Annotated in this window: 21 protein-coding genes; 8 read left to right on the forward strand and 13 right to left on the reverse strand. The window is 74.0% G+C overall.

Translation table 11 applies throughout. The features are described 5' to 3' along the window. The first annotated feature begins 129 nt into the window (after positions 1–129). The gene (locus tag JOD51_RS01195; protein ID WP_204606692.1) at positions 130–846 is read left to right on the forward strand and encodes a PadR family transcriptional regulator; all 717 of its coding nucleotides are present in this window, start codon (positions 130–132) and stop codon (positions 844–846) included. A 104-nt stretch (positions 847–950) separates the two neighbouring features. On the opposite strand, the gene JOD51_RS01200 is transcribed toward JOD51_RS01195, so the two are convergent. Further along, positions 951–1,919 carry a nuclear transport factor 2 family protein gene (locus tag JOD51_RS01200; RefSeq protein ID WP_204606693.1) on the reverse strand — a complete coding sequence of 323 codons (969 nt, stop codon included), beginning with the start codon at positions 1,917–1,919 and terminating at the stop codon, positions 951–953. A gap of 217 nt (positions 1,920–2,136) precedes the next feature. On the opposite strand from JOD51_RS01200, the gene JOD51_RS01205 reads away from it, so the two are divergent. Further along, complete coding sequence (locus tag JOD51_RS01205; RefSeq protein WP_204606694.1) at positions 2,137–2,691, forward strand: NUDIX hydrolase family protein; 555 nt, start codon at positions 2,137–2,139, stop codon at positions 2,689–2,691. 96 nt (positions 2,692–2,787) lie between these two features. Here JOD51_RS01205 and JOD51_RS01210 read toward each other — a convergent pair whose 3' ends face one another. Both JOD51_RS01210 and JOD51_RS01215 read right to left on the reverse strand, forming a co-directional pair. After that, complete coding sequence (locus JOD51_RS01210; protein WP_111073976.1) at positions 2,788–2,988, reverse strand: CsbD family protein; 201 nt, start codon at positions 2,986–2,988, stop codon at positions 2,788–2,790. 114 nt (positions 2,989–3,102) lie between these two features. Then, complete coding sequence (locus JOD51_RS01215) at positions 3,103–4,737, reverse strand: DEAD/DEAH box helicase (RefSeq protein WP_204606695.1); 1,635 nt, start codon at positions 4,735–4,737, stop codon at positions 3,103–3,105. A gap of 450 nt (positions 4,738–5,187) precedes the next feature. Between JOD51_RS01215 and JOD51_RS01220 the strand changes: the two genes are divergently transcribed. Beyond that, positions 5,188–6,084 (forward strand): endo alpha-1,4 polygalactosaminidase, encoded by an 897-nt coding sequence (locus JOD51_RS01220; RefSeq protein WP_259558091.1) that lies wholly within the window; start codon positions 5,188–5,190, stop codon positions 6,082–6,084. Positions 6,085–6,138: 54 nt separating this feature from the next. On the opposite strand, the gene JOD51_RS01225 is transcribed toward JOD51_RS01220, so the two are convergent. The 4 genes from JOD51_RS01225 to JOD51_RS01240 all read right to left on the reverse strand — a co-directional run bounded on the left by JOD51_RS01225 (position 6,139) and on the right by JOD51_RS01240 (position 8,344). Further along, entirely contained in the window at positions 6,139–6,498 is a 360-nt protein-coding gene (locus JOD51_RS01225; RefSeq protein ID WP_111074195.1) for a GntR family transcriptional regulator, read from the reverse strand. A gap of 10 nt (positions 6,499–6,508) precedes the next feature. Further along, positions 6,509–7,141 carry a DUF1684 domain-containing protein gene (locus JOD51_RS01230; protein ID WP_204606696.1) on the reverse strand — a complete coding sequence of 211 codons (633 nt, stop codon included), beginning with the start codon at positions 7,139–7,141 and terminating at the stop codon, positions 6,509–6,511. Positions 7,142–7,157: 16 nt separating this feature from the next. Next, positions 7,158–7,631, reverse strand: coding sequence for a hypothetical protein (locus JOD51_RS01235; RefSeq protein ID WP_204606697.1), 474 nt, complete (start codon positions 7,629–7,631; stop codon positions 7,158–7,160). Positions 7,632–7,711: 80 nt separating this feature from the next. Then, positions 7,712–8,344, reverse strand: coding sequence for a GNAT family N-acetyltransferase (locus JOD51_RS01240; protein ID WP_204606698.1), 633 nt, complete (start codon positions 8,342–8,344; stop codon positions 7,712–7,714). A gap of 73 nt (positions 8,345–8,417) precedes the next feature. Here JOD51_RS01240 and JOD51_RS01245 point away from each other — a divergent pair, with 73 nt between their 5' ends. Together JOD51_RS01245 and JOD51_RS01250 are read left to right on the forward strand one after the other, a co-directional pair. Continuing rightward, entirely contained in the window at positions 8,418–9,008 is a 591-nt protein-coding gene (locus JOD51_RS01245) for a hypothetical protein (protein WP_239539746.1), read from the forward strand. A gap of 51 nt (positions 9,009–9,059) precedes the next feature. Continuing rightward, complete coding sequence (locus JOD51_RS01250) at positions 9,060–9,362, forward strand: DUF427 domain-containing protein (protein ID WP_111073969.1); 303 nt, start codon at positions 9,060–9,062, stop codon at positions 9,360–9,362. A 72-nt stretch (positions 9,363–9,434) separates the two neighbouring features. On the opposite strand, the gene JOD51_RS01255 is transcribed toward JOD51_RS01250, so the two are convergent. The 6 genes from JOD51_RS01255 to JOD51_RS01280 form a co-directional block, all read right to left on the reverse strand. After that, positions 9,435–10,685, reverse strand: a complete 1,251-nt coding sequence (locus tag JOD51_RS01255) for an Nramp family divalent metal transporter (protein ID WP_204606699.1) — start codon at positions 10,683–10,685, stop codon at positions 9,435–9,437. Positions 10,686–10,821: 136 nt separating this feature from the next. After that, the gene (locus tag JOD51_RS01260) at positions 10,822–11,517 is read right to left on the reverse strand and encodes a CGNR zinc finger domain-containing protein (protein ID WP_204606700.1); all 696 of its coding nucleotides are present in this window, start codon (positions 11,515–11,517) and stop codon (positions 10,822–10,824) included. Positions 11,518–11,526: 9 nt separating this feature from the next. Next, complete coding sequence (locus tag JOD51_RS01265; protein WP_259558082.1) at positions 11,527–12,033, reverse strand: SprT-like domain-containing protein; 507 nt, start codon at positions 12,031–12,033, stop codon at positions 11,527–11,529. Beyond that, complete coding sequence (locus tag JOD51_RS01270) at positions 12,030–12,842, reverse strand: hypothetical protein (RefSeq protein WP_204606701.1); 813 nt, start codon at positions 12,840–12,842, stop codon at positions 12,030–12,032. The genes JOD51_RS01265 and JOD51_RS01270 overlap by 4 nt, the downstream gene beginning before the upstream one ends. A gap of 109 nt (positions 12,843–12,951) precedes the next feature. Beyond that, positions 12,952–13,662 carry a hypothetical protein gene (locus tag JOD51_RS01275; RefSeq protein ID WP_204606702.1) on the reverse strand — a complete coding sequence of 237 codons (711 nt, stop codon included), beginning with the start codon at positions 13,660–13,662 and terminating at the stop codon, positions 12,952–12,954. Positions 13,663–13,788: 126 nt separating this feature from the next. Then, complete coding sequence (locus JOD51_RS01280; RefSeq protein ID WP_204606703.1) at positions 13,789–14,631, reverse strand: spermidine synthase; 843 nt, start codon at positions 14,629–14,631, stop codon at positions 13,789–13,791. A gap of 132 nt (positions 14,632–14,763) precedes the next feature. On the opposite strand from JOD51_RS01280, the gene JOD51_RS01285 reads away from it, so the two are divergent. The 3 genes from JOD51_RS01285 to JOD51_RS01295 are packed head-to-tail and all read left to right on the forward strand — an operon-like array spanning position 14,764 to position 17,218. Beyond that, on the forward strand, positions 14,764–15,273 hold the full coding sequence (locus JOD51_RS01285; protein ID WP_204606704.1) for a hypothetical protein: 510 nt from the start codon (positions 14,764–14,766) through the stop codon (positions 15,271–15,273). After that, positions 15,273–16,538 carry a sensor histidine kinase gene (locus JOD51_RS01290; protein WP_204606705.1) on the forward strand — a complete coding sequence of 422 codons (1,266 nt, stop codon included), beginning with the start codon at positions 15,273–15,275 and terminating at the stop codon, positions 16,536–16,538. The genes JOD51_RS01285 and JOD51_RS01290 overlap by 1 nt, the downstream gene beginning before the upstream one ends. Next, positions 16,535–17,218: a response regulator transcription factor gene (locus JOD51_RS01295; RefSeq protein ID WP_204606706.1), complete on the forward strand. Its 684-nt coding sequence runs from the start codon at positions 16,535–16,537 to the stop codon at positions 17,216–17,218. The genes JOD51_RS01290 and JOD51_RS01295 overlap by 4 nt, the downstream gene beginning before the upstream one ends. Positions 17,219–17,301: the final 83 nt, after the last annotated feature.

Consider the following 17,301-nt stretch of genomic DNA (forward strand, 5'->3'; position numbering starts at 1 on the left):
CTGCTCCTCACCACCGACAGGAGCCCGCGGCCGACCGGTGCTTGACAACGAGAACACTACCGATCTATCGTTACTGCATCGCGACCGGTTGTGAACGGGTCGCGAACCAACTTCGAGAAAGGAGTCGTCATGCGCCCCATCGACGACGAGAACAGCTCCACGTCCCCCCGCGACCCCTTCGGTCGCGGCCAGCGCGGGCCCCGCTTCGGCAGCGCCCGCCAGCACCACGGTGCTGGGTTCCCCGGCCGTGACCACGGTGACCACGAACACGGCCGCGGTGGCCGCGGTGGTCGGGGCTTCGGCCCCGGCTTCGGCGGCCCCGGCTTCGGCGGCCCGGGGTTCGGCGGTCCGGGCTTCGGCGCCGGCTTCGGCGGCGGGTTCGGTCCGGGCTTCGGCCCCGGCCGCGAGCGCCGCCGCCGCGGTGACGTCCGTCTGGCGATCCTCGGCCTCCTCGCCGAGGGCCCGCAGAACGGTTACGCCGTCATCAAGACGATCGCCGAGCGCACCGGCGGCGCCTGGAAGCCGAGCCCCGGCTCGGTCTACCCGACGCTCCAGCAGCTCGTCGACGAAGAGCTCGTGGTGTCCACCGGCGACGGCCGCAAGACCCTCTTCGAGCTCACCGACGCCGGCCGGGCCGAGGCCGAGTCCAAGGCCGACGAGATCGCCGCCGCGTGGGAGTCCACGCCCGGCATGCCGGACTCGCAGCGCGAGCTGTTCGAGTCCCTGCGCAAGCTCGCGAGCGTCATGCACGTGTTCCGCACGAGTGCGACGGAAGCGCAGACGACGGCGGCCACCGAGAAGATCGACGGCCTGCGGCGCGACCTGCTCCAGGTCCTCAGCGACTGAGCGGTCGGCGTCACGGCGCCGCGCCACCGCGCCACAGACCGGACGGGAGGCCCGTTGCCAGCTGGCAACGGGCCTCCCGTTCCGTCTGTGCCGGTCCGGCGGTGTCAGCCGGCCGAGGGCGGGACCACGTCCCAGTGCTCACGGATCAGCCCGCCGTCGACGCGGAAGAGGTCCGCGGCGAGGAACGGGCTGTCCGCCGATGCGCCGACCGGTCGGGAGAACGTCCACACCAGGTCCCCGTCGGACAGGGAGACCACCGACTCCTGCGCCGGGAAGGACGTGCCGCCGCCGAACAGCTTCTTCAGCGCGGCCGTGCCGTTCGGTGCGACCGGGTTGTGCTGCAGGTACTTCGGGTCGAAGTCCCGGTCGAGCACCGACACGTCGTGGTCGCGGAACAGGGTGTCGTAGGCGCTGACGGCGAAGCGGCGGTTCCGCTCCTCCTGCCGTTCGGACGGGTGACGCTGCGCGGCCGGGGCCCGGTACAGGTCGCTGAACATCGTGTTGGTGTTGCCGCTGGCCGGCTTCCCGGTCGCCACCGGCTGGGCGAGTGACCAGTGCTCGACGACACGACCACCGCTGACCCGGAAGAGGTCGACCGCGGCCTCACCCTGCCGTTCGTCGTGCACGTCGGCGGTGAGCTGCCAGTGCACCGCGACCAGGTCCCCGTCGGCCGCGATGTGCTTCACGACCGCGTGCGCTCCGGCGATCCGTGCGTGGTCCGCGCGGAAGGCCGCGAGGACCCCGGCCGGCCCGGCCGTCCCGCCGTGGGTGACGGCGTCCGGTGCGACGATGCTGCGCGCGGCCCGGACGGCCGCGGCACTGGACGGGTCCGGGAAGACCTGGGTGAACAGCCGCCGGACCAGGCTGGCGTCGGTCCGCTCGGCCGCGGCGTCCAGGCGGTTGCCGGTACCGCCGGACCCGGTCGTGGCAGTGGAGGTGGTGGACGCGGCCGCGGCCGTCGTCGTGGGGGCGGCCGAGGCCGGGCCGGCGGAGCAGCCGGCGAGCAGGGCGGCGCCCGCGGCTGCAGCGGCAGCGCGCGCGAGCAGGAGTGCTGTCGTTCGTGGTGTCGTCATGGCCTCACCCTCTTGGCGGGGGCTGGATCCTCCCGGCGAGAGCGCGGGCCGGTGCGTGAGGACCCGCACATCACGAGCGCTCCTCACCCGCACCCGGTGCACCCGCACCCGGTGCACCCGGACCCGGTGCACCCGGACCCGGTCGTGCGGGGGACCAGGAGCGCACTGCGGCCGGGTCCGTCGCCGAGTTCGCCGCCGGGCCTGGTAGGAACGGTGCATGTCCTCGCTGCGCACCCCCGACCCCGATCCCGACTCCGGCTCCGGCTGGCTGTCGGACGAGGAACTCGCGTCCGTCCGTCGTCACCTGCCGATCTCCTACGTCGAGGCGGTGCCCGTGCGGCTCGACGGCCTCGGCGTCGTGACCGAGGTCGGGATCCTGCTGCGGGTGTCGTCGAGCGGGTCGATCGCCCGCACGCTCGTCTCCGGCCGCGTGATGTACGGCGAGTCGATCCGCACCGCGCTGTTCCGCCACCTCGAGAAGGACCTCGGGCCGATGGCGTTCCCGCAGCTGCCGGCGAGCCCGAACCCGTTCACGGTCGCCGAGTACTTCCCGCTGCCCGGTGCCTCGGTGTACACCGACGAGCGGCAGCACGCGATCTCCCTGGCGTACGTCGTCCCCGTCACGGGCACGTGCGAACCGCGCCAGGACGCCCTCGAGCTCACGTGGATGAGCCCGATGGAGGCGGCGTCCGACGCCGTCGCCGACGAGATGGAGGGCGGCCGCGGCACGCTCCTCCGCGCGGGCCTGGCCTCGGTCGGCGCGCTGCACTGAGTCGCGCCGTCCTGGGCCGTCGGCCCCGGCACACGACGAAGCCCCCGGATCCGATCGGATCCGGGGGCTTCGCAGCGCGGTACGAGACCGGCTTGGTTACTTGTCGTTCTTGAAGCTGTCGGCGACGCCGTGGGCCGCGTCCTTCACGTCCGTGACGCCCTGCTTGGCCGAGGCCTTGCCCTGGTCGGTCTGGCCTTCGGCCTTCAGGCGGTCGTTGTCCGTGGCGTTGCCGAGGGCTTCCTTGGCCTTGCCTGCCGCCTTCTCAGCGGCGTTCTTGATGTCTTCGATCCCAGCCATGTGCGCTCCTCTCGACAACGGAAAAAGTCCCCGACGGCTGCTCGCGCACCCGCCGGTGACCAGAACCGTACGCCCGTCGTCCGTGGACTTCGGAGGAAGCGTTCAGGACCAGGGTCAGCGGCCGGTACCGGCCGGACGGGAGGCGCGGCGCGAGCCACCACGACGGCCTGCGGGAGCAGCGTCGTCACGCGGCGCACGGCCGGCGCTGTAGCCGCCGTCCGAGGACCAGACCGACGCCGAGCCACCGCGGGTGGTGTCGGAACCGGCGCGACGCGGCGCACCGCGACGGTCGTCGCGACCGGCGCTCTCGGAACGGCCGCCACGGCGGGCGCCGGAACCGGCCGAGTCGGAACCGGCGGCGGAGCGACCGGCGGAGGACGAGCCTCCCGAACGGCCACCGGTGCCACCGGCGGGGGCGCCACGACCACGCGAGCGGCCACGGCCCTGGCCGGCGGTGTCACCCGACGACTGGCGGCGCGACGGCTGCTGCTGCTGGGGAGCGGGGGTGGTGTCCTCGCGGTACGGGGCCACCGCGCCGACGAGCTCGGTCACGGCCGCGGAGGTCGCGGTGACGTGCTGCGGGCTGACCTTGATCGCTGCGGCACGCATCATCTGTGCGACGTCGCGACGCTCGGCCGGCATCGTCACGGTGACGACGTCGCCCGACGAACCGGCACGGGCGGTGCGGCCGGAGCGGTGCAGGTACGCCTTGTGCTCGGTGGGCGGGTCGACGTGCACGACGAGCTCGACGGCGTCGACGTGCACACCGCGGGCGGCGACGTCGGTCGCGACGAGCACCAGGGCGTCACCGGAGGAGAACCGGGCGAGGTTCCGCTCGCGGGCACCCTGCGAGAGGTTGCCCTGCAGGTCGACGGCCGGGATGCCCTGGCTGGAGAGCTGCTTGGCGAGGCGCTTCGCGTGGTGCTTCGTGCGCATGAAGAGGATGCGACGGCCGGTGCCGGAGGCCAGGGCCTTGACCAGGTCCTTCTTGGCGTCGGCGTCCGCGACCTCGAAGAGGTGGTGGGTCATCGCCTCGACGGGGCTGTTCTCGTCGTCGACCGAGTGCATCACCGGGTCGTGCAGGAACTTCTTGACGAGCTTGTCCACGCCGTTGTCGAGCGTGGCGGAGAACAGCAGGCGCTGGCCCTTGACCGGGGTGGCCTGCATGATCTTGGTGACGCCGGGCAGGAAGCCCATGTCGGCCATGTGGTCGGCCTCGTCGAGGACGGTGACCTCGATGGCGTCCAGGTGCACGTGGCCCTGCTGCATGAGGTCGGCGAGGCGGCCCGGGCAGGCCACGACGATGTCGACGCCGCGGTTCAGCGCCTCGACCTGACGGCCCTGACCGACACCACCGAAGATGGTCGTCGTGTTCAGGCCCATGGCCTTGGCGAGGGGCGCGAGCGTCGCGTCGATCTGCGTCGCGAGCTCACGGGTCGGGGCGAGCACCAGGGCGCGGGGGCGACCGGCGCGACGGTTGCGGGAGGACGCGGCCAGGCGAGCGGCGAGGGGGATCGCGAAGGCGATCGTCTTGCCGGAGCCGGTGCGGCCGCGGCCGAGCACGTCCTTGCCCTGGAGCGAGTCGGGCAGGGTGTCGACCTGGATCGGGAAGGCGTTCTCCTTGCCCTGGCCGACGAGGACGTCGACCATCGGGGCGGGGACACCGAGGTCGGCGAACCGGACGTCGGTGCTGTCGGCGCTCTGGGTCGTGCTGGTGTTCTGGGTCGTGCTGGAGTTCTGGGTGGTCATGGTGACCTCTCGGGCCCGGGAGGGCCGGAAGGGCGCGCGGTCGAGGCCGGCGCGGGCGGGAGCGCATCCGCGCAGCGGTCCGGGTCCTGGTGGACGTCGGTGCTGGAGTGCGGGTGCTGTCGCCGCAGCAGAGAGCCTGGCACCGGGATCTGCGCCACCGGACGGATTCCGGGGCGAGGGTGGTGCGCGATACACATCGGTGTCGGTTCCGCACGTGATCCGACCAGACACGGGGGTCTGTCCGTCTCGTGCGGGACACCGGGAGTTTCGGGGGCGTCCGTACGACGCACGAGGCGATCGGCGCCTCGAGTGGTACCAGCATAGCGGGCTCGGGCGTCGGAACGGGAGGGGGGTCCTCGTCGGGCGTCCGTCGGGCCGCCCGCCGGGGTCACGGGTCGGCTGTCCTGGACGGCGGCACGGACGGGTCGCAGCAACGTGCGAGGATGCCTCGTGCTCTTCCGCAGGTCCCTCGTCACCATCGCCGTGCTCGCCGTCGCCGTCACCGGCCTGACGGGCTGCGCCGGCGGCACCGGGTCCGCGGGCACCACCCCCGGCACGCACCGCACCGTCGACGACGCCGGGACGGGAGGCGCGACCGCCGGTGTCGACGTCGCCGCACGTGCCCTGCCCACCGGCGGGATCCCCGACTACCAGCTCGGCGGGTCGTACACACCGCCCGCGGGCGTCACGGTCGTCGAACGGGACAGCACGGAGAAGCCCGCCGCCGGCGTGTACGGCATCTGTTACGTCAACGGGTTCCAGACGCAGCCCGAGGACCGGGCCTCGTGGCTGTCCGAGCACCCGGGTGCGATCCTCCGCACGGCCGCCGGCAAGCCCGTCATCGACCCGGGGTGGCCGGACGAACTCATCCTCGACACCCGGACCGCGAGCGCCCGGGCCACGATCACCGCGGTGCTGACCCGGTCGATCGCCCGGTGCGCCGACCGCGGGTTCGACGCCGTCGAGTTCGACAACCTGGACTCGTGGACCCGCTCCGGCGGCCGGATGACCCGCTCGGGGAACCTGGCGCTCGCCGCGTCGCTCGTCCGGGTCGCCCACCAGCACGGCCTCGCCGCCGCGCAGAAGAACACCCCGCAGCTCGGCACCTCCGGTCGGGAGCGCACCGGGTTCGACTTCGTGGTCGCCGAGGAGTGCGTGCAGTACGACGAGTGCGCCGCCTACACGGACGTGTACGGGGCGCGCGTGATCGACGTCGAGTACGCGGACACCCTCAAGGGGAAGTGGTCCGCCGTCTGTGCGATGACCGACCGCCCGCGGATGACGATCCTCCGCGACCGGGACCTCGTGCCGGCCGGCGAGGACGGGTACGTCTTCCGCCACTGCTGAGCGGGGCAGGCGGGCTTCGCGCCCAGCGCGAACCCGGTGAACCCGGCGGACCGACTACGCGGGCCAGGCGTCGTGCAGCGCAGCAGCCGTCTGGTCGGCCGACAGTCCGGCCTCTCGTGCGGCTGCGACGAGGGCGGCGGCGGCGTGCGTCACCGACTCGGGCACGGCGGCCGGCCGCACCACCCGGGTTCCGGCGCCCCGTGCGGTCTGCACGAGCCCGGCCTCCTCGAGCAGCTGGTAGGCCTTCGCGACCGTCCCCGCGGCGAGCCCGAGTTCCGCGGCCAGTCCGCGGACGCTCGGCAGGCGCTCCCCGTCGACCAGGTACCCGGCGGCGATCTGGGCGGCGAGCTGTGAGCGGACCTGCTCGAAGGGCGGCACGCGGCCGCCGGCGTCGATCGCGACGAATCCCGACATGCGGTCCACCCTAGGAGCCGTACCGTTCGCCGACCGGGACCGCCACGGGCAGGGTGTTGCCGGGAGGCGCGAGCGGGCAGGCCCACGCCGGGTCGTAGGCGCACGACGGGTTGTACGCGAAGTTGAAGTCGAGGACGAGCTCGCCGTCACCGCCGCCCAGGTCGGAGCCCTTGATGGTGTCGATCAGGTAGCGCCCGCCGCCGTAGGTCCCGCCCGGCTTGCCGGCGCTCGCGTCCTTCACGGGCACGAACAGGCCGCCCGCGTAGCCGCCGTGCGCCCACACGTCGAGCGACCCGACGCCGGGGACCTGCACGATGCCGAGTCGGTCGAAGTGCACGATGCCGTCCGTGCCGGTCTCGACGTCGAGCACCTTCGGCTCGGCCTCCTCGATCCGGGCGTGGAAGCGCCAGGCCGGGTCGTAGGCCGGGAAGGGCAGGGCGGTGAACCCGGCGGCGTCCTCGGGCAGGAGCGGGCTGGCCGGGTGCGCACGGAACATGGCGTCGCGGGCCTCGCGCCACAGCGTGTGGGCCGCCTCGGGCTCGGGCGTCGCCCGGACCCGGCGGAAGAGGTCGAACGTCTCGCGACGCCAGTCGGCGGTGGCGAGTGCGGTGCGGACGCGGTCGGTGGTCTCCGTCTGGGTCACGTCGACGAGCGTACGCTCACGCCCGCCAGGTGGGGGCCAGGGCGCGCATCCGGAACGCCCGCCACTGCCAGATGACCCACATGCCGGGCCAGAGCGCGAGCCCGAGGAGCGCCGGCCGGGTGCGGTAGGTCAGGCGGTCACGGAACAGGGTCCGGCCGTCGGGCAGCGCGGACACGGCCATCCGGTGGCGCATGTCCATCCGGGCGAACAGGCCGCTCGTGCCGCCGCCACGGTCGACCTGGATCGGGACGCCGTCGGTCTCGTGCAGCTCGATGTCGACGTGGCTCGCGCCGCTCGGCACCAGGCCGAACGTCGACGCGCTGATCGGGTGCGGCTCGTCCGGTGTCCAGTGCTCGGGGAACCCGGCGGGGTCGAGCGAGCGGTAGACGAGGAACGGCTTGGTGACGGCGACCATCACGGACGGCCGGAGGAGGGCGTCCCGGACGGCGTCGACGGGAGCGTCCAGGACGATGCGGAGACCGACGTGCATGGCGCGCACGCTACGCGGACCGGCTGGGGTCCGCCCGCGCCGCCACCGTCACGCGCCAGCGGGTCGGGCGTACCAGCGGATCAGGCGTGCCGGGCGGACCGGCGGCGCGCGCCCTCCGCACGGTCGTGGCTGCGCAGTCGTTCCGCCAACGACAGGCGCACGGTCGGCCACTCCGACTGGATGACCGAGAACACCACGGTGTCGCGCATGCTGCCGTCGGGCCCGACCGAGTGGTTCCGGAGCACGCCGTCCTGCTTCGCACCGATCCCGGCGATCGCCGCGCGGGACCGGGTGTTGTGCCAGTGCGTGCGGAACTCGACGGCGATGCACTGCCACGTCTCGAACGCGTGCGAGAGCAGCAGCAGCTTCGCCTCGGTGTTGATGCCGGTGCGCTGCGACGAGGTGGCGAGGAAGGTCGCCCCGACCTCGACCCGACGGTTCGCCCGGTCGAGGTTCAGGAAGGTGGTGGCCCCGACGACCCGGCCGGTCGGGCGGTCCCGCACGGCGAAGGGCACCATCCGACCCGCGGCCTGCTCGGACAGCCGGCGCTCGATGTCCGCCTCGACCTGCGACGGCGCGGGGACGGACGTGTACCAGGCACGCCAGAGGTCGCCGTCCGCGACCGCTGCCCGGAGGTCGTCCGCGTGCTCGGGCGACAGCGGCTCGAGCGTGACGCGGTCGCCGGTGAGGGTGGGCGCGGGGTCGGTCTCCATGGCATCGGATCGTACCGGCCGGCGCGGACACCCCGGGTCCGGGCGAGTGCGCTCGGCTCGGTATCGTGTCGGCGTGCAGGAGCGAGGCCAGCGGCGGTACCAGGTGCGGTTCGGGTGGGGTGCGGCGGCGGCCGCCCGGCTCGCGACGGACGCGCACCTCCTCGTCTGGGTCGACGTCCTCCCGGCAGCGGGGACGGACGGCCCGCGCGTCCCCCTCGCGCTGCTGCCGGACGGGCCGGAGGTCGTGCTCGGCCACCTGGGGAACGTGACGGCGGTCGCGGAACGGGTGCTGCGCCTCCAGGCCGACCGTGGGGACCGCTGTGTCGTGGCCGTCGTCGCGGCCGGCCAGACCGACGAACCGATCGGCGACGGAGCGGTGGACGACGCCGGCGCGTTCCCGGGCGCGTCCGCGGAGCCCGGGTTCGCCGTCGAGGACCTGCTCGCCGCCGGCGCCGTCGTCGACGCCCTCGTGACGTGCGGGGTCGACCACACCTCACCCGAGGCGGCGGCGGCCTGCGCGGCGTGGACGGGCCTCCGTCGGGCGGCGACGCACCTGGTGACCGCGTCCGAGTCGGCGGGCGCCATCGGCGTCGAGCGGGTGCACGCGGCGCTCGCCGTCGGACCGGAGCTCGTCACGCTGCGACCGTCCACCGAGCGGGCGTAACGTCCCGAGTCGACCGCCGTCCCACCGACGGCGACGAACGAGGAGTGAGCCATGCAGGCACTGATCGGTGACACCGTCATCGCGGAGGCCCCGGAGACGGACCTCATCCAGATCGAGGGCAACTGGTACTTCCCGCCGGCGAGCGTGAAGACCGAGCTCTTCAGCGAGAGCCCCACGCAGTACCACTGCCCGTGGAAGGGCGACACGCAGTACTGGACCGTGACCGTCGACGGGCAGCAGCACGTCGACGCAGCGTGGTCCTACCCGCAGCCGATCCCGACGTCGTTCGACCGCGTCGGCAAGGACTACAGCGGGTACGTCGCGTTCTGGAAGGACGCCAAGGTCTCCGAGTGAGGCCGCGCGGCCGCACCGCCCCGTGCGGTGCGGCCGCCACCCCCCTGGCCCTGGTTGGCCCCGCCGGTGTCCTCAGCCCGTGACGGTGAGCACGATCAGCGCGACGTTCAGCGCGACGATCACCGCCGCGATGAGCCAGGCGAGCACCTTCGTGCCGAGCGCGTTGACGTCGTCACCCATGACGCTCCGCCGTGACGTGTAGGTCACCAGCGGCACGATCGCGAAGGCGATCCCGAAGCTCAGCACCACCTGGCTGATCACCAGCAGCTGTGTCGGGTCGTACCGCAGCGCCAGCAGCACGATCGCCGGCACGAGCGTGACCAGTCGCCGGACGACGAGCGGCACCCGCACGTGCAGCAGGCCGTGCATGATCTCCGCCCCGGCCATGCAGCCGACGGAGGTGGATGCGAGCCCGGACGCCAGCAGCCCGACCGAGAAGAGCACCCCGACCACAGGGCCGACGTTCTCGGCGATGGCGTGCTGCGCTCCCGGGATCGAGTCGGTGCCGGACACCCCCTGCAGCGTGGCCGCGGCGAGGACGAGCATCGCGATGTTCACCCCGCCGGCGAGGACGAGCGCCAGGGCCACGTCCCACCGCGTCGCCACCAGCACGCGCCGGCGCTCGGGGCCGACGGCGGTGTCCCCGTGCCGGTCGCGGGCCAGGGCTGAGTGCAGGTACACCGCGTGCGGCATGACCGTCGCGCCGAGCATCGACGCGGCGAGCAGCACCGAGCCGGAGTCGGCGAACCGCGGGGCGATCCCCGCGACGAGCGCCGCGGGCGAGACCTGCGCGAACAGCAGCCCGGCGCAGAACCCGATCGTCAGCACCGCGAGCATCGCCGTGACGACGGCCTCGAAGGTCCGGGCGCCGCGGTGGTGCTGGAGCAGCAGGATCGCCATCGACACCACGCCGGTGATCAGTCCGCCGACCACGAGCGGGACGCCGAAGAGCAGGTGCAGGGCGAGGGCGCCGCCGATCACCTCTGCGACGTCGGTGGCGGCGGCGACGACCTCGGCCTGCGCCCAGAACAGCAGCCGGGGTGTGCGGCGCATCCGCAGACCGAGCAGTTCGGGCAGGGACCGGCCGGTGACGATGCCGAGCTTCGCGGAGAGGTACTGGACGACGACGGCACTGGCGTTCGCGGCGATCAGCACCCACAGCAGCAGGTAGCCGTAGCGGGCGCCCGCGGTCAGGTTCGCGGCGACGTTGCCGGGGTCGACGTAGGCGATCGCCGCGACGAACGCCGGACCGAGCAGGCCCAGTCCGGTGGCGCGGCGGCCCGGCGGGCGCTGGCCCACGACCGGGGTGGCGGTGTCCGTCATGCCTCCACCATGCCAGAGGTTTCGGCCTGCCGAATCCAGACTTTCGGTGCGCCGTCCGATCTGCGCGGGATCGGTCGCTCTCCGCACGCTCGGCTCGCGGTGTGTTCGGCTCGGACGGCCGCGTCGTGCGCTCGGCTCAGACGGCCGCGCGGCGGGCCCGGTGGGCGCGGACCTTCGCCCGGTTGCCGCAGCGCTGCATCGAGCACCAGCGGCGCGTGCCGCCGCGCGAGGAGTCGTAGAACACCAGGCCGCAGTCCGGCGCCGAGCACCGACTCAGGCGGGCCGGGCGCCCCTCCGCCTCGACGTCGTCGAAGCCGACCTCGGTGAGCAGGGCGACGGCGTCGCGCGCGACGCTCGACAGTGCCTGTGCGAGCCGCACCCGGTTCGCCCCGGCACGGCGTCGGCCACCCGGGAGGCTCGGGGGCACGTCCGGCAGGGCGGCGAACAGGTTCACCGTGTCGATGTCGTCCGGCGCCGGCCGGGTCCGTCCGGTGCCGGCGCGGAGGCCGACGGCGACAGCGGTCCGGTCGGCAGCCGAGTCCGCGGGTGCCGGGGCGGCCGCGGTGGCCAGGCGGGCGATCGCGGCCCGGAGTGCGCGGGCGTCCTGCAGCTCGCGCGCGGTCGCACCGAGGTCGATCGGTTCGGTGTGCAACCCGAGCCACTCGTCGAGGTCCGCGGGCGTGGCCAGCAGCTCCCCGAGGTGTCCGCGGGGGCGGCGCCGGTCCGGGTCGTCGGCGAACCCACCGGTGTGTGCGAAGTCCAGGGCGATCCGGCCCGCATCGAAGAACCACGACGACCCGGCATCGGTCCGGATGTCCTGCCCTGTTCGCATCCGCCCAGGCTAACGGGTGAGCGGCGCGCCTCCGGCACGATCTGTCGAATCTAGGATAGTCGCCTCGGTCCGACGGTGCCAGGTGATGACGTTCCGCTCGTCGAACCGCCGCCCACAGCGGGCACACGCCAGCGGCCGGGTGGGCGTCCGGTAGCGGAAGTGCTCGTGTCCCGCAGGACAGCTCCCCACCCACGGGGCGAGTTCACTGGCGATCGGGCCGTCGTGCAGCCGCGAGCCGGTGTAGCCGAGCCCCCGGGCGGTCCGACGCCATGCGGGGCCGTGTCCGGCGCGCGGCCCGCTCAGCGCGTGCGCGATCTCGTGCAGCAGCACCTGCTCGACGTCCTCGGGTGTGAACCGGGTGGCGAGGTGCCGACTCACCGTGATCCGGCGACGGGCGAAGTCGCACTGGCCGGCGCGGGTCTTCGCGTTGTCGAACGCGAACGCCCACGAGCCGTCGGGCAGATGCCGGCCCATCAGCTCCGCGGCGCGGGTCCGGACGTCGTCGAGCAGCGTCACTCGTCCCGGTCCGTGCTGGACGGACGAGCCAGCCGACCCCAGAGCGAGTCGCCCTCGGTCCGAGCGGCGTCCGGGGCACCGAGCACCCGACGCGGGGTCGCCGGGGGCTGCGCCGACGGCTCCGCCGGGCGGACGACGGGGGCGGCGTCGGTGCGCACCGCGAAGTCGCGGGCGGTCCGGGGACGCTCGGCGTCGGGTGCGACCGCGGGCTGCGTCATGGAGGCCCGGAGTGCGGCCTCGACGGCGGTGCGGAGCGCCTCGGTGCGCTCCGACGGGGCGCCGGCAGCGCGGAACGCGTCGTACGACCGGCTGAGGACGGCGCGGGCCTCCTCGAAGCGGGACAGCTCGTACAGGGACCAGCCCTCGAGCTCGGCGGCGGCGCCCTCGAGCTCCGGCCACTCCTCGGTCGCGGCGGTGTCCCGCGCCATCGAGGCCTCGGTCGCCGCACGCTCGTACCGGCCGAGGTCGTGCAGGATGTGGGCGCGGCGGATCCGGGCCGCTTCCTTGTCCTGGCGCTCGCCGGTGAACATCGTCAGCCGGAAGACCTCCTCTGCGACGGTCAGCGCCTCGTCCAGACGCCCGAGCAGCCGGAGCAGCTCGGCACGTTCGGCCAGCGCGTCGGTGCTGCGGCTCTGCCCGAGGTCCCGCAGGCGGTCCTGCACGGCCTGGACGTCGACGGCGGGGCGCAGGCTGATCGGCGCGAAGGTGCTGCCCGGGCTGACCCCGGCGGTCACCGGGGCGGCATGACGGGGCTCCCGGGCCTGGTCGGCGCGGTCGTGGTCTCGGCGTTCGTCGGGCGGGAGGGACATCAGGGTCGAGGGTATCCGCGTCGCGCCGGGAGGTGACCGTGCCACGCGCACGAACGCAGACGGCCCGCCCCGGGAGTCCAGGACGGGCCGTGTGGTGTCGATCTGCTGGTCACATGCCGGAGACGGACCCGGCGATGGCGCTGCCGTACAGGGCGATGGCCACGACGACGGCGACGAGGGCGAGCACGACGGCCAGGACACCCCAGACGCGTCCCCGCTTCGTGGCGATCGCGATGATCCCCTGCACGATCGCCCAGAGGCCGAACAGCGAGCCGATCCCGAAGACGACCACGCCGGTGCCGAGCGACGACATCGCGGCGGGGTCCTGCATGAGCTGGCGCTGGAGTTCCTGCGGGTCGCCCGCGCCACCGTTCGCCGCGTAGTCCTGCAGGGCCTGGCTGTTCCCGAGGCCGTTGCCGAGCAGGACCCCGGCGACGACGCCGAGCACGAGCGCGACGACGCCGACGAAGAAGGCGATGATGCCGACGGTCTTCTTCTTCTTGGCGGGTTCGTCGTGCGCGTTCCAGGCGGGGGCTCCGGCCTGCTGCTGGTCGCCGTACTGCTGCGGCTGCTGGCTGTACTGCTGCTGGCCGTACTGGTCGCCCTGCTGCCCGTACTGCTGCTGCCCGCCCTGCTGCCCGTACTGCTGCTGCTGGTCGTGCTGGCCCCACTGCGGCGCCGACTGCTGCTGGTACTGCTGCGTCGGCTGGTCCTCGTACCGGGGGGCTCCGCCCTGCTCCGGGCTGACGCGCTCGCCGTACCGCGGCTGTTCCTGCTCGCCGTGGCGGGGCTGCTCGTCCTTGCGATCGTCGTTGGTCATCGGCGGTCTCCTCCTGGTGTGCGGTCGCGCGGTGGTGCGCCGTCGCGCGCTGGCGCGGTGTGCTCAGACCATCCTGGCAGCGTCCCCCGCCCGGGGTACGCCCGCGGCGTGATCCGCAGCGACGGCTCAGGCGCCGAAGACCGACTTGTTCGGCTCGGGCGACCCGACGGCCGTGGTGTCGGTGACGATCGGTGCGCCGGCGATGAAGGCCCGCAGCTCGTCGCCGTGCACGACCTTGCTCGGCAGCGGGTCCGACGAGTAGCGCCGGGGCATGTCGGCGATCGGCAGCTCGCCGGGGGAGCCGAGCAGCACGATGTTGCCGAAGCGGCGTCCCTTGAGCATCCCGGTGTCCGCCACCGCCGCCACCGAGGGCAGGACCGACTGCAGCGTCGAGGCCTGCCCGCGGGCGAACGCCAGCCCGGCACCGTCCGCGACGTTCACCGCGATCATCCCGGTCGGGGACAGGAAGGACGCGACGGACCGGTAGAACTCGACACTCGTCACGTGCGCCGGCGTGCGGGCACCGGAGAACACGTCGACGACGGCCAGGTCGACGGTGCCGCGGAGCCCGGCCGGCAGCTTCTCCATGACCTCCCGGGCGTCGCCGTACCGCACCCGGATCGACGCGCCGCGGGGGAACGGCAGGGCGTCCCGGACGTGGTCGACCAGGTCCCGCTCGAGCTCGATCACCTGCTGCCGGGAGCCCGGTCGGGTCACCGCCACGTACCGCGGCAGGGTCAGCGCTCCGGCGCCCAGGTGCAGCGCCGTCACCGGACCCGACGGCAGCAGGTCGATCGCGTGCCCGATCCGCCGGATGTACTCGAACGCCAGGTGCGTCGGGTCCTCGAGGTCGACGTGTGACTGCGGCGTCCCGTCCACCACCAGGGTGAACGACCCCGGCCGGTGCCGGTCGGGCTCGACGACCGCGTACCCCGCACCCACCCGGAACCCGTCGAACGCATCAGCCATGCGTCCATGGAACACCACCCGGCCCCCCGCCCGGTCCCCACCCGTGGGTGGTGGGGCGGCGGACGCGGCCTCGCGACGATGGGACCACCGACCGGGAACACCCCGCCGGCCCACGACCGGGAGGCCCACCCCATGTCCGTCCAGCTCCTCACGAACATCGTCATCGGACTCGCACTCGTCGGGTTCCTCGCCTGGAAGCAGTCCACCTGGCAGTTCCTGGACCCGGCACGGATCTGGCGCGGCCCGGTCGTGATGGCGGCCATCGGCATCGTGGTCCTCGCCCAGAGCGCCGCCACGATCGACCCCCAGGACGTCGTCTTCCTCGGCCTGGAGGCGCTGCTCTCCGTCGGCATCGGCCTGGCGATGGGCAGCCGCACCCGCTTCCGCACCGTCGGTACCCCCGACTCGACGGGCCGCACCCTGCAGTCCCGCACCGGCTGGTCCGGCGCCGCCCTCTGGGTCGCCCTCATCGTCGTCCGCATCGGCCTCGACGTCGTCGGCGCGCACCTCGGTGCGCACCTGCTCACCTCGACCGGTGTCGTCCTCCTCATGCTCGCCGTCAACCGGGCCGCCCGCGCCCTGGTCGTCGACCAGCGCCTCCAGCACGACGCCCGCCGCACCGCCCGCGGCATGATGGTGTGATGACCGAGCTCCGCGGCCCCGAGGGGCGTGCCGCCGGGACCGACCCCGCACGGGGCCGGTCCCGCGCCGGGGTGTCGGTGGGGCTCAACGCGATCGGCATCGTCGTCGTCGCCTTCTGGTTCGTCCGGAACGGCGTCGCCGAGGAACTGCCGCTGTGGGTCTGGCTCGCCGGGGCCGTGGCGCTCGCCGCCTGGGCCGTCCGCGAGTACGGCCCACCCCGCCTCGCCGTGCCCGCCGCCGTGGTGATGGTCGTCGCCGGCGCACTCGCGGTCGTCCACACCGACGGGCTCCTGCTCGTCCCGGTCATCATCGGGCTCGTCGTCCTCGAGGCCGCGCCGACCCTCCCCGTCTGGGTCGCCGTCGTCGCCGCGCTCGTCGCCGTGGCCGTCGTCGCCGCGGTCGCCACGGCCGCCGGCACCTCCGTCGCACTGGTCCTCGGCACCGCCCTCGGCCTGGCGCTCGGCGTCGTGATCGGCGTCAGCCGCCGACAGCTCCGGACGGCCGAGGAGCAGACCCGCGTCCTCGAGGAGCAGGCTCGCCAGGCCGACCGGGACCAGCAGCGGGCGGGCCTGCTCGCCGACCGGGCGCGGGTCGCCCGGGACGTGCACGACGTCCTGGCACACTCGCTCGGCGGACTCGTCCTGCAGCTCGACGCCGTGGAGGCCCTCCTCGAGGCCGGCCGGGTCGACGACGCCCGACAGCGCGCGTCCGACGCCCGCACACTCGCCGCCGACGGACTCACCGAGGCACGCCGGGCGGTCCGCGCGCTCCGCGACGACCAGCCCGGCGACGTGGTCCCCGCGGGTGCCGCCGGACCGGACGCGAGGGACGAGGCGGAGCCGGCACGGGCCTCCCGGCCGACCGGTGACGGCATCGCCGCCCTCGTCGACGCGCACCGTTCCTTCGGCGGCACCGCCGTCGTGCAGGGCGACCTCGACCTGCACGACGTCGACGAGCCCACCCGCGCGGTCGTCGTGGCCGGCGTCCGGGAGGCCCTCAGCAACGCCCGCAGACACGCCCCCGGCCGCCCCGTGTCCCTGTCCGTCATCCGGGACGGCGACGCCGTGGACGTCGTCGTCGCGAACCCGGTCGCCGCCGACGGACACGGTCTGCTCGGCATGCGTGAGCGGTTCGCGGAGCTCGGCGGGGCGGCGACCGTCGAGGCGGAGCGGTCCGACGGCGAGTTCGTCGTCGCGATGCACGTGCCGGTCGCCCGGTCCGCGGGGCGTCCGACGCGCGGCGCCACGACCGGCCGGACCTCGTGACGATCCGGGTGCTGGTCGCCGACGACCAGGCGATCGTCCGGGACGGCCTGGTCACGGTGCTCTCGCTCGTCGACGACCTGGAGGTCGTGGGCGAAGCCGAGGACGGCGCGGCCGCCGTCGCCATGGTCGCGGCGCTGACCCCGGACGTCGTGCTCATGGACCTGCGGATGCCCGTCCTCGACGGCGCTGCGGCGACCGGGCGGATCACCGCGGAGCACCCGGGGGTCGCGGTCCTCGTGCTGACGACCTACGCGGACGACGACTCGATCCTCACCGCGCTCGCCGCGGGCGCCCGGGGGTACCTGACCAAGGACGCCGGCCGCGCGGAGATCGCCACCGCGATCCGGGCGGTGGCCTCGGGGCAGACGACGTTCGACGCGACCGCGGGGGCGGCGGTCCTGGCACGCTTGGCGGCCGGAGCAGCCGGTGCCGGTGCGGCGGCCTCGAGTCCGGCGTCCTCCGGAGCGGCGGGCGGGGTGCCGGACGTGCGGCAGCGGTTCCCGGAACTGACCCCGCGTGAGGCCGACGTGCTGACCCGCATCGCCGAGGGCCGCACGAACCCGGAGATCGCCGCCGAGCTGTTCCTGACCGTGCCGACCGTGAAGTCGTACGTCAACCAGGTCTTCACGAAGCTCGGTGTCCGGACCCGGGCGGAGGCCGTCGCCCGCGTCCTGCGCTGAGGCGGGCCGTCCTCCGCGGCGGCTCGTGTGCTGATCGATGCTCTTGCATCGACGGACAGGAGACGCCAAGCCGGACGCCGTAA

The sequence above is a fragment of the Curtobacterium herbarum genome (genome assembly GCF_016907335.1).
Lineage (GTDB): Bacteria > Actinomycetota > Actinomycetes > Actinomycetales > Microbacteriaceae > Curtobacterium > Curtobacterium herbarum.